Consider the following 13,554-nt stretch of genomic DNA (forward strand, 5'->3'; position numbering starts at 1 on the left):
ATGGCCGGTGCTGATGAGCGGCCTGATTGACGGCAACCAGCCGCCCGGACCGTGGGCCCGCGCTTCCCGCCAGGAGAACCTGCGGTCCTAGACGTACCGTTCCAGGATCGATGCCTCCGCCAGGCGGGACAGTCCCTCGCGCACGCTACGGGCCCGGGCGTCGCCCACCCCGTCCACGGCCTGCAGGTCCTCCACCGTGGCCCCCAGCAGCCGCTGGAGGCTGCCGAAGTGGTCCACGATCCGGTCGATGACCGCCCCGGGCAGCCGGGGCACCTTGGTGAGCAGCCGGAAGCCGCGCGGACTGACCGCCGCCTCCAGCGCGTCGGACGCCGCCGGGTAGCCGAGGGCCTTGCCGACCAGGGTGAGGTCGAGGAGTTCGGTGGCGGAGAGGCCGTCGAGCTCGGCGAGCGCGTCGCCGACGCTGCGGGAGGTGCGGCGGGGGCTGGCCAGGTAGTCGCGGACCACGAGGGTGCGGTCGGCGTCGACGCCGGCCATCAGCTCGTCGAGCTGGAGGGCGAGGAGGCGGCCGTCGGTGCCGAGCTCGATCACGTACCCCTCGATCTCGTCGGCTATCCGGCGCACCATCTCCAGGCGCTGGACGACGGCCATCGCGTCGCGCACGGTCACCAGGTCCTCGATCTCCAGCGCGGAGAGCGTGCCGGCGACCTCGTCGAGCCGGAGTTTGTACCGCTCCAGGGTCGCCAGGGCCTGGTTCGCCCGGGACAGGATCGCCGCGGAGTCGTCGATGACGTGTCGCTGACCCGACACGTAGAGGCTGATGATCCGCATGGACTGGCTGACCGAAATGACCGGATGGCCGGTCTGCTTGGCCACCCGCTCGGCGGTGCGGTGCCGGGTGCCGGACTCCTCGGACAGGATCGTCGGGTCGGGCATCAGGTGCACGGCGGCGCGGACGATCCGGGTGCCGTCGCTGGACAGCACGACCCCGCCGTCCATCTTGCAGAGCTCGCGGAGCCGGGTCGCGGAGAACTCGACATCCAGGGGAAAACCGCCGGTACACAGGGTCTCGACGACCTTGTCGTAGCCCAGGACGATGAGGCCGCCGGTACGCCCGCGGAGGATGCGCTCCAGGCCGTCACGGAGTGCGGTGCCCGGAGCCATCAGCGCGAGTGTGGCGCGGAGCGGGTCATCGCGGTCGATCGGCACGACAGCTACTTTAGCGTGTCCGGTCTCGGTGGCGGCGGGACTGCGCCTGCCCCCGCCTGCGGCTGCGGTCATGATCACGTTATCGGGGCCCCTCGTTGGCGGCCTGCGCGTACGCCGTGGCGGCCGCGTGCAGCGCCGTACGGAGGTCCGCGACCTCGAGCACGCGCATCCCCTCGGGGGCCTTGGACGTGTTGTTCGGGCCGCAGCCGGGCGGGACGAGCGCCATCCTGTACCCCAGGCGGGCGGCCTCCGCGAGCCTGCGGGGCACGGCGCCGACCCGGCGGACCTCCCCGGTCAGCCCGACCTCGCCGATCGCGACCAGGTCGGGGGTGAGCGGGATGTCGTGGGTGGCGGAGGCGACGGCGAGCGCGAGGGCCAGGTCGGCGGCCGGTTCCGTGATCTTCATGCCGCCCACCGTCGCGGCGAACACCTCGCGGTCGTGCAGTTTGAGCCGGGCGCGGCGCTGGAGCACGGCCAGCACCATGGCGAGCCGGGCGCCGTCCAGGCCGCTGACGGTGCGCCGCGGGTTGCCCGGCATCTCGGCCCCCACCAGGGCCTGGATCTCGGCGATCAGGGCCCGGCGGCCCTCCATGGTCACCGTGACGCACGTGCCGGGGACGGCGTCGGCGTGCCGGGTGATGAACAGCCCGGACGGGTCGGGCAGCGAGGCGATCCCGGACTCGTGCATCTCGAAGCAGCCCACCTCGTCGGCGGCCCCGAACCGGTTCTTCATCGAGCGCAGCAGCCGGAGCGAGGAGTGCCGGTCGCCCTCGAAGTTGAGCACGACGTCGACCAGGTGCTCCAGGACCCGGGGCCCGGCGACCGTGCCGTCCTTGGTGACGTGGCCGACGAGCACCGTGGCGATGCCGCGCTCCTTGGCCGTGGCGACCAGGGCGGCGGCGACGGCGCGGACCTGGGTGACGCCCCCGGGCACGCCGTCCGTCCCCGGGGAGGAGACGGTCTGCACCGAGTCGATGATCAGGAGCCCGGGCTGCACGGCGTCGACGTGCCCCAGGATGGTGGTCAGGTCCCCCTCGGCGGCCATGAACAGCCGCTCGTGCAGGGCGCCGATCCGCTCGGCGCGCAGCCGGACCTGGCTCGCGGACTCCTCGCCGCTGATCACCAGCGCGGGGGTGTCGGCGTTGGCGGCCCACTGCTGGGCGACGTCGAGGAGCAGGGTGGACTTGCCGACCCCGGGCTCGCCGGCGAACAGGATGACCGCGCCGGGGACCAGACCGCCGCCGAGCACCCGGTCGAGTTCGGCGACCCCGCTGGGCCGCCGCCGCGCGGGCTCGGCGCTGATCGTGGAGATGGGGCGGGCCGGCTCGCTGGGCACCCGGGCGGCCATGTTGCGCAGCGCGGCGGGCTCGGCGCTGACCTCGATGATCGAGCCCCACTCGTTGCACTCGGGACAGCGGCCCACCCAGCGGGGCGGCCGGTGTCCACAGGCGTCGCACTGCACGACGACCCGGGGTGACTTCGTGGCCGAACGGGAACTCCTGGGCGTGGTCACGCACTGAACCTAGCCCAGGAGTACGACAGCGTTACTTGTGCTCGCCGCCGCCGCTGCCGTCGACCGTGTGCGCGCCCTCGATCTCGCTGCTCTCGCGCGGACCGGGGGTCAGCGGGGTACCCATCGGGATCTCGAACTTGTCGCTGGCGAACGTCTTGCCCTCGGCGTCCTGGAAGGTGAACGTGAAGCCGCGGGCGACGACGCCCGGCTTCAGCTCGTCCTTGAGGTCCGTGAGCTGCAGGTACGTCGCCTGGCCCGGCAGCAGGGAGGTGTAGCCCTGGCCCGGGACGGTGATGTTCAGCGCGCAGCCACCGGCGGGCACCGGGGCGGCGGCCGACGGCGAGGGCACAGCGGAGGCGGACGGTGCGGCGGAGCTCGACGGCACCGCGGAGGCCGAGGCCGACGCGCTGGGCGTGGCCGACGGGGACGCGGACGCCGACGCGGCGGCGGACGGGCTGGCCGGCGGGACGATGCCCCCGGTGCCCTTCACGACCTTGCCGGCGTCGCTGTCCACGGAGCACAGCTTCACCGCGTACGGGCTGTCGTTGAAGATCCGGACCTGGAGCGGTGCCGTGCCCTTCGCGGCGTACCCCTTGTCGGAGTACTGGACCATCACGTCGCGGAGCGCCACCCGACCGACGATCAGGTCGTGGCTGTCCTTGAGTTCGATGGTGCGGTTCGCGCCGGGTACCGCGGCGACCTGACCGGCGGTCTGGGAGACCTGCCCGGCGCTGCAGCCAGCCGTGAGCGCGACGGCAGCCACACCCAAGGCGAACGCCGGGATGGCAGTTGTCAGACGGGTCACGTCGGTCCTCCTCGATAGCCACACGCAGACCGGTTGACAGCCTAGTTGTCGCGTTCGGGGAGGCGGAGGCACCCCGCCCAATTCATGACCACCGGTTGTGGACGCGGCGCGGCGCGTCCTAGGGATGCAGCGCGAGGAGCTCGGTCCGGAACGGTTCGAGGGTCGTCGTGGCCCGGACGAGACGGGTGACCCGGCCGGTGCTGTCGACGAGGACGACGGTGGCCTGGTCGGCGGTGGCGGGCCCCGAGCCGGACCTGTTGCGGACCAGCCCGGTGGGGTCGGCGAGCCGGAAGCCCGGACCGCTCTCGGTGGGGGACTGCCGGCCGACGAGCAGGACGGTGACGCCCGTCGGCGCCGCTCCCGTCACGGCGGTGGTGAGCTGGGCGCACACGCACGCGTCGAGGATCAGGATGGCGGCGGGCAGGTGCCTGCCGATCCGGACGGAGCGGCCCAGCTCGTCGGTGAGGGTGACCCCGGTCAGGGACAGGTCGACGTCGGGCTCGGAACTCCTCGGCGCGCGGCCCAGCGGCCCGACCATGGAGAACAGGCTGCTCAGCGCCAGCACGAGCGTGATCAGGAGGATCGCGAACGGGGAGCGGAACAGCGAGCCGTTGCCCGTCCAGCGACGCCGGCGGGCGGCCCAGCGCAGCTCCCGGCGGACCCGCTTGGCCTCTAAGGCCAGCTCAGCGGGGGTGTCGGGGATGATGACGCGGCCCCACTCGGGTGGGAGCCCCGTGACCGGCTGGCTGTTGTCGTCCTCTCGCCATGTGGCCATGCGCACCCCCTCGCGGAGCAGCACCCAACGGACCCTTTAGTCCTTGCTTTCCAGTTTCCCGCACCCGGGCGGCGGGGGCCAGAGGGTTGGCGGGGAACTTTTCCGGACGTGACGTGGGCCGCACCCGACCAGGACACTGGCCCCGCGCTAGTCCGAAATAAACGATTAGTCCGCCATACTTGTCACCAGATCGTTACTCCACGTGTCGTTCCCGGTGCGGATCAGCGAAACGCGGATGTTGTCAAGTGCCTCACATAGCCCCTGACCTGCGGTTATGTCGGTCAGCACACTGTCCGTCAGGCTGCGGAGCGTGTTACCCTAGACACAGCGAAAGGGGTTTCGAACCTATGGCTTTCAGTGTCGGCGAGACCGTTGTATACCCCCACCACGGGGCCGCACTCATCGAGGCAATCGAGACTCGCGTCATTCGGGGCGAGGAGAAGCAGTACCTGGTTCTGAAGGTCGCACAGGGCGACTTGACGGTCCGGGTGCCTGCGGAGAACGCCGAGATCGTTGGTGTGCGGGAAGTGGTCGGCGAAGAGGGCCTCACGGCAGTCTTCGATGTTCTCCGCGCCCCACACACCGAAGAACCGACCAACTGGTCGCGGCGTTACAAGGCGAATCTGGAGAAGCTGGCCTCCGGCAATCCGCTCAAGGTGGCGGAGGTCGTGCGTGACCTCTGGCGTCGTGAGCGGGAGCGTGGGCTCTCCGCTGGCGAGAAGCGCATGCTCGCCAAGGCCCGCGACATCCTGGTCGGCGAGGTGGCACTCGCCGAGAAGAGCACCAAGGACGATGCCGAGGGTCTCCTCGACAAGGTGCTTCTTGAGGCGTGACCAACAGTTCTGAAGGATCGATAGAGGGCCGCGGCGTGACCACGCAATCCGAGCAGCGTGGTGATGTCGCGGCCCTCGTTCCTGCCGCTGGTGCCGGCCTCCGACTCGGTCCCGGGGCCCCGAAGGCACTGCGCCCACTCGCCGGCGAGCCGCTGCTCGTGCACGCCGTGCGCAATCTGCTGGCCACCCCCGGTGTCGGGTGCGTGGTCGTCGCCGCCCCACCGGGCGAGGTCGACGCCGTCGAGGCCATGCTGCCCGACGGGGTGCTCGTCGTGGCCGGTGGCGCGACCCGCCAGACCTCCGTGGCCAACGCGCTCGCGGCCGTACCCGCCGAATTCCTGATCATTCTCGTGCACGACGCCGCCCGGGCCCTGACGCCGCCGACCGTGATCGCGCGGGTCGCCGCGGCCGTGCGGGCCGGTTCCCGCGCCGTGATCCCCGTGCTGCCCGTCGTGGACACCATCAAGCAGGTCGGCGACGACGGCGAGGTGCTCGCCACCGTCGACCGCAGCGTGCTGCGCGCCGTGCAGACCCCGCAGGGCTTCGACCGCCAGACCCTCACCACCGCCCATGACCAGGCCAGCGACGACCTCACGGACGATGCCGGCCTCGTCGAGAAGCTGGGGGTACGGGTGGACACGGTCCCCGGCGACGAACTCGCCATGAAGATCACCCGTCCCCTCGACCTGAAGATCGCTGAGGCTCTCCTGTGATCGTGCCCCGGATCGGCATCGGCACCGATGTGCACGCGTTCGAAGAGGGCAGGGAGTGCTGGGTCGGCGGCCTGCACTGGCCGGGGGAGCGCGGCCTCGCCGGGCACTCCGACGCCGACGTCGTCGCGCACGCCGCCTGCAACGCCCTGCTGTCCGCCGCCGGCCTCGGTGACCTGGGCTCCAACTTCGGTACGTCGCGGCCCGAGTGGGCGGGCGCCTCCGGGGTCGCGCTGCTCACCGAGTCGGCGCGCCGGGTCCGGGAGGTCGGGTTCGAGATCGGCAACGTCGCGGTACAGGTGATCGGGGTCGCGCCCCGGGTCGGTACCCGGCGCGCGGAGGCCGAGGCGGTACTGACCTCCGCCGTGGGGGCGCCGGTGAACCTGGCCGGGGCGACCACCGACGGGCTGGGGATGACCGGTCGCGGGGAGGGGCTCGTCGGCCTCGCCACCGCCCTGATCTACCAGCCGGCCGCCGCCGAGCCGGCTTCCCAGGTGGGGGCGGCGCTGTGACCGGGGAGACGGCCGACGTCTACCTGAGCCGGGCCCGGCTGCTCGTCGACCTGGGCCACTGGCGCGACGCGGGCGACGAGTTGAAGTTCGCCCGGTCGCTCGCCCCCGAGGACGCCGACATCCTGGCGCTGTCCGCGCTGGTCTCCGCGCGGGAGGGCCGGGCCGGTGAGGCCGTGGAGTTCGCGGCGGCGGCCACCGACGCCGCTCCGGGGCACGACGAGGCGATCATCATCCGGGCGTGGGTGCTCGCGTCCACGGACAACCGGGCCGGCGCGCTCGCCTTCGCCGAGGAACTGCTCCGGGATTTCGCACACTCGGCGTACGCCACGCTGGTCGCCACGGCGCTGCTCAACGTGTTCGGTGGCGGGCAGCTGGCGCTCGACGCGGCGTGGGACGCGGTGCGACTGGCGCCGGCCGATCCGGACGCGCACTGGCTGCTCGCCCGGATCGCGGCCCCGATGGGGCTCGACCAGGTCGTCGAGGAGGGGCTGTTCCGCGCCCGGCAGCTGCCGCCGTTCCCGGGGCGGCGGGCCGGGGTGTGGAAGTTGTGGTGGGACCGGTTCGGCGGGGTCCAGCCCGCACCGGCCACGAACACCACCGCGGGCTCCGGCGGAGGTGGTTGGGGCGGGATCTTCAAGGTCGCCGCGATCGTGTTCGCGGTCGGGCTGCTGCTGGCCTGGTTGGCGGCCAGGTAGACCCGGCTCCGGGTACGAGGCTGGTCGGCTCCGCCCGCTGGATCGGTTCGGGGCTACCCCGCCCGTGGTAGCCCCGAAATCCTCGCGGTCGGCCGACGCGGGCCGGGTTGGACCTCGCCCGTCCGAGCAGCCCTGATCGGACAGGCGAGGTGGCTTGACGCCGGTACCCGTCAGAGTTTGCGGTTCGACCAGGTCCAGGCGTAGTTCTCGTCCTCGACGGCCAGCCCCGGCTCGCACAGGTCCAGCGGGCGGAACGTGTCCACCATGACCGCGGTCTCGTCGAAGTAGTCGGCGCCGATCGAGCCCTCGGCCGCGCCCGGCTGCGGGCCGTGCGTGAAGCCGGACGGGTGCAGCGAGATCGAGCCCTGGCCGATGCCGGAGCCCTTGCGCGCCTCGTAGTTGCCGCCGGTGTAGAACAGCACCTCGTCGGAGTCGACGTTGTGGTGGTTGTACGGCACCGGGATCGCCAGCGGGTGGTAGTCCACCTTGCGCGGGACGAACGAGCAGATCACGAAGTTGGGGCCCTGGAACGTCTGGTGCACCGGCGGCGGCTGGTGCACGCGGCCCGTGATGGGTTCGAAGTCGTGGATGGAGAACGCCCACGGGTACATGTGGCCGTCCCAGCCGACGACGTCGAACGGGTGGTTCGCGTACGTGAACCTGGTCCAGCCGGTGCGGTGCTGGACGTACACCTCGACGTCCTCGCCGTCCTCCAGCAGGGGCTCGGACGGGCCGCGCACGTCGCGCTCGCAGTAGGGCGAGTGCTCCAGGAACTGGCCGCGCACCGACAGGTACCGCTTCGGGGGGCCGATGTGGCCGGTGGCCTCGACGACGAGCATCTTGACCATGCCGTCGGGCACCACGCGGTAGATCACCGAGGTGGGCACGATCAGGTAGTCGCCGGCGGTGAACTCCAGGACGCCGAAGCTGGTCTCCAGGCGGCCGGAGCCGGACTCGACGTACAGGCACTCGTCGCCGATCGCGTTGCGGTACAGCACGGAGGTGCGCGAGGACGCGACGTAGGAGATCCGGCAGTCGGCGTTGGCCAGCAGGTGCTGCCGGTCGAGGATCGGGTCGGTCTGCTCGCCGAGCTTGGCCGTCACCAGGTGCCGGGGCTTGAGAGGCTTGTTGGGGATCCGGGTCCAGGCCGTCGGCTCGTACTCCTCCGCGGCGACGATCGCGGTCGGCAGGAACCGGTGGTACAGCAGGGACGAATCGCTGGAAAAGCCCTCCTGGCCCATGAGCTCCTCCGCGTACAGGCTGCCGTCGGGCTGCCGGAACTGGGTGTGACGCTTCGGCGGAAGCTCGCCAACGCTCCGGTAATAGGGCATCTCAACCTCCGGTCGTCCGATAATCGGACGGTCCAACCAACACTTGTCCGCTATTTGTAGCGTCGCCTACAGTAGTGGATGTGTCAACGTCTGCTATCCCACGGCTCCTGCAAGGGCTGATCGACGACGCGGCCGTCTTCCCGCCCGGCAACGCGCCGCTGCCCGACGCCATTGTCGCGCACCGTGCACACCGTTCAGCATGGTATGCGCCTTTTGTCGGCCCTCTACTGCTGCCCGTCGGGCGGATCGACGAGGCCGGCCCACTCGACTTCCCGTTCGGGGCCATCGGTGGCCACGCGCCGGGAGCCGTCCAGGTCGAGCTGCCCTGGTCGCCGTCGCTCCTCGACGAGGACTGGATCGAAACCACCAGGGTGTACGCGGAGATCAGCCGCGCCAGCGACTGGCGCGCCACCCTCGACGCGCTCGTCGGCACCCCGGTCACGCCGAAGTTCCGCACCGGCGGCCTGTCACCCGAGCTGTTCCCGAGCATCGGGGAACTCGCGGCGATCATCAGCGCCTGCCGCACCCGCGGCCTGCGGATCAAGCTCACCGCCGGGCTGCACCACGCCGCCCGGCACACCGACCCGGCGACCGGGTTCACCCACCACGGGTTCCTCAACATCCTCGCCGCGTGCCTGACGCCCGGCGAGGAGGCGTTCATGCTGGAGGCCACCGAGCCCGAGGTGCTCGCGGACGTGGTCCGGCCGCACCTCTTCCAGGAGCGGCCCCTCTGGGTGGGATTCGGGACCTGTAGCGTCACCGAGCCGTTGGAAGACATTCTCAAACTGGGACTAGTGGAGGAGAGATCGTGAGCTGGGTAGCGGGGGCCGACGGCCCGTGGGGCACGCACAACCTGCCGTACGGGGTGGCCGACGGGCGGATCGTCGTCCGCGTCGGTGACCAGGTGCTGGACCTGCAGTCCGTGCTGGCGCTGGAGGCGTTGCGCGCTCCGGTGCTCAACGACTTCATGGCGCTGGGCCCCGACGCCTGGCGCGCGGTCCGGGAGCGGGTCGTGGAGCTGCTGACCGACGAGTCGCACCGGGCCGAGGTGGAGCCGCACCTGTCGCCGCTCGCCGGGAAGACCCTGAGCCTGCCGTTCGCGGTCGGCGACTACGTGGACTTCTACTCCTCCGAGGAGCACGCGACCAACGTCGGCAAGCTGTTCCGGCCCGACTCGCCGCCGCTGTACCCGAACTGGAAGCACATCCCGATCGGGTACCACGGGCGCTCCGGCACGGTCGTCGTCAGCGGCACCGAGGTCAAGCGGCCCAGCGGGCAGCGCAAGGGCGAGGAAGCCCCCGTGTTCGGGCCGTCCGTCCGGCTGGACATCGAGGCCGAGGTCGGGTTCGTGGTCGGCGTGCCGTCCGCCCTGGGCGACACGGTGGGCGTGGACGCGTTCGCCGAGCACGTGTTCGGCGTGGTGCTGGTCAACGACTGGTCGGCCCGGGACATCCAGGCATGGGAGTACGTGCCGCTGGGCCCGTTCCTCGGCAAGTCCTTCGCGACGTCGGTGTCCGCGTGGGTGACCCCGCTGGCCGCGCTCGCCACGGTGGCCGCCCCGGCGCAGGACCCGGCCGTGCTGCCCTACCTCGCAGAGCGGGACCGGGGCACCTTCGGGATCGACCTGGAGGTGGACTGGAACGGCACCGTGGTGTCCCGCCCGCCCTTCGCGGGGATGTACTGGACCCCCGCGCAGCAGCTCGCGCACATGACCGTCAACGGCGCCTCGGTCCGGACCGGGGACCTGTTCGCCTCGGGCACCGTGTCCGGGCCGAACCGCGACCAGGTCGGCTCGTTCCTGGAGCTCAGTTGGTCGGGGGCCGACCCGGTCAAGCTGGAGGACGGGTCGGAGCGCACGTTCCTGCTCGACGGGGACACGGTGACGCTGACGGCCACCGCGCCGGGGGCCTCGGGGCTGCCGGTCGCGCTGGGCGAGGTCACGGGGACCATCGCGGGCTGACCGGCCCGCGGTGGGCATCCTGGGCGGGGCAACGGAGCCAGGGGTGCGCGGCGACCACGGAACCGGGGGCGCGGACGACCGCCGCATGCCGGATCAGGCGCCTCCGTAACCGGAAAATGGGTCTGAAAAAGGGGGCACCTCGGGTGAGCTGCCCCCTTTCCGTGCGGGTCAGAGTGCCTTTTCGGCCGCCGTCAGCATCGCGTCGTTCTCGGCCGGGGTGCCGATCGTGATCCGGACGCCGTGGCCCTGGAACGGCCGGACGATGACGCCCTGCTGCTCACAGGCCTGCGCGAACGGCGCCGACCGGTCGCCCAGCGGCAGCCAGACGAAGTTGGCCTGGCTGTCGGGCACGACCACGCCGAGGGCGCGCAGGCCCTCCACGACCCTGCCGCGCTCGGCGATCACCAGGTCCACCCGGCGGCGCATCTCGTCGCCGGCGGCCAGGGCGGCCAGGGCCCCGGCCTGGGCGGCGGCGCTGGTCGAGAACGGGGTCACGCACTTGCGGATCGCGCCCGCGACCTCCGGCGAGGCGTGTAGCCAGCCGATCCGCAGCGCGGCCAGGCCCCAGGCCTTCGACAGGGTGCGCAGCACGACCACGTTCGGCCGGTCCCCGAAGGTCTCCAGCGCGTCGGGCACGTCGGCGTCGGTGACGAACTCCCGGTACGCCTCGTCCAGCACCACCAGCACGTCGGCCGGCACCCGGTCCAGGAACGCCGTCAGCTCGTCCTTGCGCAGGAACGTGCCGGTCGGGTTGTTCGGGTTGCAGACGAAGATCAGCCGGGTCTTCGGCGTGATCGCGGCGAGCATCGCGTCCAGGTCGTGGCCGTGCTCCGGCGTGTTGGGCACCATGACGCTGGTGGCGCCGGCGGTGGCCGTGATGATCGGGTACGCCTCGAACGAGCGCCACGCGAACACGACCTCGTCGCCGGGCACGCAGGTGGCCTTCACCAGGATCTCGGCGAGCGCGACGGAACCGCAGCCGGTGGCCACGTTGTCCGGGTCGACCGCGTAGAGCTCGGCGATCCGGGCGCGCAGGGCGACGACACCCATGTCGGGGTACCGGTGCGCGTTCGTCGCCGCCTCGGTCACCGCCTCCACGACGCCCGGCAGCGGGCCGTACGGCACCTCGTTGCTCGCGAGCTTGATCGCCTCGGGGATGCCCAGCTCCCGGGCCAGGTCGGCCGGGCTGCGGCCGGGCACGTAGTTCGGCAGCTTCTCGAGGTCGGCGCGGGTCAGCCGGGTCATGTCCGTTCTCCTTCTCCTGTGTTGACGACCACGGTCTGGACCGCACGGTCGTGGATGCACTGCTGGTACGGGCGGTTCGTCACGACGCCGAGCGAGTCGAAGAACTGGAACACCAGGCCGAGCCCGCAGCAGCCGTACCACAGCAGGCACGGGATCGACATGTTCAGCCAGCGGCGCAGGCTCCGGCCGAAGCCGACCTTGTCCGTCGTGTCGAGCCGCACCACCTTGATCCGCATCAGCCGCTTGCCGAGCGTCTGTCCGGTGCCGGCGATGCCGGGGACCTCGTACGCGCCCCAGACGGCGATCAGCACCAGGACCATGTAGAACGGCAGGAACTGGGCGCTCTCCGGGAACGCCGGCGGGTCGCCCTTCTGGCCGTCGAAGCTCCACTGGAAGACCTCGGAGTACCAGGGGCCGACCGCGTCGAAGAACAGGTACAGGAACCAGGCGTTCGCGACGAGGGCCAGCAGGAACACCGACCCGATGTCGATCATCCGGGCGGTGAACCGGGAGCCGGCCGTGGCCAGGGTGAGGCCGTGCGGGCGGGGTTTGGGGGCAGGGGCCTGCGGGGGCGTCCATCCGGGTGGGGGCACCGCCCCGGCCGGCGGGGTCCAGCCCGGAGGCGGAGGCCCCGGGTCCGGAACCAGGGTGGGCAGGGGTGGGGGAACCGGCCGGGCCAGCAACGGCCCGTCCGGTGTCTCCGCGTCGATCGGCAGGGGCTCGCCCACCCACTGCTCGCCGTCCCAGAAGCGCTGGGTGTCCGGTTCGGCCGGGTCGCGATGCCAGCCGGGCTGGACTCCGTCGGTCTTGGTCACGGCCCCTATCCTGCTACAGGTTGCCGCGCTGCTCCTGCTCGCGCTCGATCGCCTCGAACAGCGCCTTGAAGTTGCCCTTGCCGAAGCCGAGCGAACCGTGCCGCTCGATCAGCTCGAAGAACACCGTGGGGCGGTCCTGGACGGGCTTGGTGAAGATCTGCAGCAGGTAGCCGTCGTCGTCCCGGTCGACCAGGATCTTGCGCGCCTTGAGCTCGCTGATCTCGGTGCGCAGCTTGCCGACCCGGGCCGTGAGCTCCTCGTCGTAGTACGAGTCGGGCACGTCGAGGAACTCCACGCCGGCCGCCGTCATCGCGTCGACGCTGGCCAGGATGTCGTTGGTGGCCAGGGCCAGGTGCTGGACGCCCGGGCTCTCGTAGAACTCCAGGTACTCGTCGATCTGGGACTTCTTCCGGGAGATGGCCGGCTCGTTGAGCGGGAACTTCACCTTCCGGGTACCGCTGGCCACGACCTTGGACATCAGCGCCGAGTACTCGGTCGCGATGTCGTCGCCGACGAACTCGGCCATCTTGGTGAAGCCCATCACGCGCTCGTAGTACTCGACCCAGTCGTTCATCTTGCCGAGTTCCACGTTGCCGACGACGTGGTCGAGGGCCTGGAAGAAGCGCTTCGGCTCGGTGCCGGCGGCGATGGCCGGGGCGCGGTCCACGATCGGGGCGCGCTGGACGAAGCCGGGCAGGAACGGGCCGGAGTACTTCGACCGGTCCACCAGCACGTGCCGGGTCTCGCCGTACGTGCGGATCGAGGCGAGGCGGACCGTGCCGTGCTCGTCGGTGATGTCGTAGGGCTCGTCCACGCCCTCCGCGCCGTTGGCCAGGGCGAACTTGTAGTTGGCGTCCACGTCGGGCACCTCGAGGGCGACCTCGATCACACCGTCGCCGTGCCGGGCGTAGTGCTGGGTGGCCGCGCTGTCCGTGCGCACACCGCCGGCGAAGACGAAGGTCGCGCCGCCGGACGTCAGGACGTACTCGGCGTGCTCGCGGAAACCCTGCTCCGGGCCCCGGTACGCGACGCAGGTCATGCCGAAGGCCGTCGAGTAGTAGTGCGCCGCCTGCTTGGCGTTGCCCACGTAGAACCGGACGTGGTCCCAGCCCTTGATCGGGAACTGGTCGGTGGTGATGTCGTGCGCGACGGCACCGACAAGCTGATCGTCCAGCGTCTGGGTCATGGCCGGG

Annotated in this window: 14 protein-coding genes; 6 read left to right on the forward strand and 8 right to left on the reverse strand. The window is 71.4% G+C overall.

Features of this window, described 5'->3' with window-relative positions:
• Positions 1-87 precede the first annotated feature (87 nt).
• The 4 genes from disA to PT931_RS13005 all read right to left on the reverse strand — a co-directional run bounded on the left by disA (position 88) and on the right by PT931_RS13005 (position 4,260).
• Entirely contained in the window at positions 88-1,239 is a 1,152-nt protein-coding gene (gene disA, locus PT931_RS12990; protein WP_456245978.1) for a DNA integrity scanning diadenylate cyclase DisA, read from the reverse strand.
• Positions 1,240-1,246: 7 nt separating this feature from the next.
• Positions 1,247-2,680: a DNA repair protein RadA gene (gene radA / locus PT931_RS12995; protein ID WP_456245979.1), complete on the reverse strand. Its 1,434-nt coding sequence runs from the start codon at positions 2,678-2,680 to the stop codon at positions 1,247-1,249.
• Between the two features lie 31 nt (positions 2,681-2,711).
• Positions 2,712-3,485, reverse strand: coding sequence for a hypothetical protein (locus tag PT931_RS13000; RefSeq protein ID WP_456245980.1), 774 nt, complete (start codon positions 3,483-3,485; stop codon positions 2,712-2,714).
• Between the two features lie 118 nt (positions 3,486-3,603).
• Positions 3,604-4,260, reverse strand: a complete 657-nt coding sequence (locus PT931_RS13005) for a hypothetical protein (RefSeq protein ID WP_456245981.1) — start codon at positions 4,258-4,260, stop codon at positions 3,604-3,606.
• Positions 4,261-4,607: 347 nt separating this feature from the next.
• Between PT931_RS13005 and PT931_RS13010 the strand changes: the two genes are divergently transcribed.
• From PT931_RS13010 to PT931_RS13025, 4 genes are read left to right on the forward strand one after another with little or no spacing between them, the layout of a single operon-like run.
• A complete protein-coding gene (locus PT931_RS13010; RefSeq protein WP_197005877.1) occupies positions 4,608-5,093 on the forward strand; it encodes a CarD family transcriptional regulator in 486 nt (161 codons plus the stop codon).
• Positions 5,094-5,128: 35 nt separating this feature from the next.
• The gene (ispD, locus tag PT931_RS13015) at positions 5,129-5,806 is read left to right on the forward strand and encodes a 2-C-methyl-D-erythritol 4-phosphate cytidylyltransferase (RefSeq protein WP_456245982.1); all 678 of its coding nucleotides are present in this window, start codon (positions 5,129-5,131) and stop codon (positions 5,804-5,806) included.
• The gene (ispF, locus tag PT931_RS13020; protein WP_456245983.1) at positions 5,803-6,315 is read left to right on the forward strand and encodes a 2-C-methyl-D-erythritol 2,4-cyclodiphosphate synthase; all 513 of its coding nucleotides are present in this window, start codon (positions 5,803-5,805) and stop codon (positions 6,313-6,315) included. The genes ispD and ispF overlap by 4 nt, the downstream gene beginning before the upstream one ends.
• Positions 6,312-7,010 carry a tetratricopeptide repeat protein gene (locus tag PT931_RS13025; RefSeq protein ID WP_456245984.1) on the forward strand — a complete coding sequence of 233 codons (699 nt, stop codon included), beginning with the start codon at positions 6,312-6,314 and terminating at the stop codon, positions 7,008-7,010. The genes ispF and PT931_RS13025 overlap by 4 nt, the downstream gene beginning before the upstream one ends.
• Before the next feature lie 170 nt (positions 7,011-7,180).
• On the opposite strand, the gene PT931_RS13030 is transcribed toward PT931_RS13025, so the two are convergent.
• Positions 7,181-8,341 carry a homogentisate 1,2-dioxygenase gene (locus tag PT931_RS13030; protein ID WP_456245985.1) on the reverse strand — a complete coding sequence of 387 codons (1,161 nt, stop codon included), beginning with the start codon at positions 8,339-8,341 and terminating at the stop codon, positions 7,181-7,183.
• Between the two features lie 80 nt (positions 8,342-8,421).
• Here PT931_RS13030 and PT931_RS13035 point away from each other — a divergent pair, with 80 nt between their 5' ends.
• Complete coding sequence (locus tag PT931_RS13035; protein ID WP_456245986.1) at positions 8,422-9,153, forward strand: hypothetical protein; 732 nt, start codon at positions 8,422-8,424, stop codon at positions 9,151-9,153.
• Complete coding sequence (fahA, locus tag PT931_RS13040; protein ID WP_456245987.1) at positions 9,150-10,301, forward strand: fumarylacetoacetase; 1,152 nt, start codon at positions 9,150-9,152, stop codon at positions 10,299-10,301. Before PT931_RS13035 ends, fahA begins: the two co-directional genes overlap by 4 nt.
• A 168-nt stretch (positions 10,302-10,469) precedes the next feature.
• Here fahA and hisC read toward each other — a convergent pair whose 3' ends face one another.
• From hisC to hppD, 3 genes are read right to left on the reverse strand one after another with little or no spacing between them, the layout of a single operon-like run.
• On the reverse strand, positions 10,470-11,546 hold the full coding sequence (gene hisC / locus PT931_RS13045) for a histidinol-phosphate transaminase (RefSeq protein WP_456245988.1): 1,077 nt from the start codon (positions 11,544-11,546) through the stop codon (positions 10,470-10,472).
• The gene (locus PT931_RS13050) at positions 11,543-12,361 is read right to left on the reverse strand and encodes an RDD family protein (RefSeq protein ID WP_456245989.1); all 819 of its coding nucleotides are present in this window, start codon (positions 12,359-12,361) and stop codon (positions 11,543-11,545) included. Before PT931_RS13050 ends, hisC begins: the two co-directional genes overlap by 4 nt.
• A gap of 13 nt (positions 12,362-12,374) precedes the next feature.
• The gene (hppD, locus tag PT931_RS13055) at positions 12,375-13,547 is read right to left on the reverse strand and encodes a 4-hydroxyphenylpyruvate dioxygenase (protein ID WP_456245990.1); all 1,173 of its coding nucleotides are present in this window, start codon (positions 13,545-13,547) and stop codon (positions 12,375-12,377) included.
• Between the last annotated feature and the right edge of the window lie 7 nt (positions 13,548-13,554).

Source organism: Longispora urticae (genome assembly GCF_053902585.1).

Excerpts from the sequence above, each read along its gene's own strand:
- hisC (WP_456245988.1), bottom strand. The coding sequence starts at position 11,546 with ATGACCCGGCTGACCCGCGCCGACCTCGAGAAGCTGCCGAACTACGTG.
- PT931_RS13010 (WP_197005877.1), top strand. The coding sequence starts at position 4,608 with ATGGCTTTCAGTGTCGGCGAGACCGTTGTATACCCCCACCACGGGGCC.
- disA (WP_456245978.1), bottom strand. The coding sequence starts at position 1,239 with ATGACCGCAGCCGCAGGCGGGGGCAGGCGCAGTCCCGCCGCCACCGAG.
- PT931_RS13030 (WP_456245985.1), bottom strand. The coding sequence starts at position 8,341 with ATGCCCTATTACCGGAGCGTTGGCGAGCTTCCGCCGAAGCGTCACACC.
- PT931_RS13005 (WP_456245981.1), bottom strand. The coding sequence starts at position 4,260 with ATGGCCACATGGCGAGAGGACGACAACAGCCAGCCGGTCACGGGGCTC.
- hppD (WP_456245990.1), bottom strand. The coding sequence starts at position 13,547 with ATGACCCAGACGCTGGACGATCAGCTTGTCGGTGCCGTCGCGCACGAC.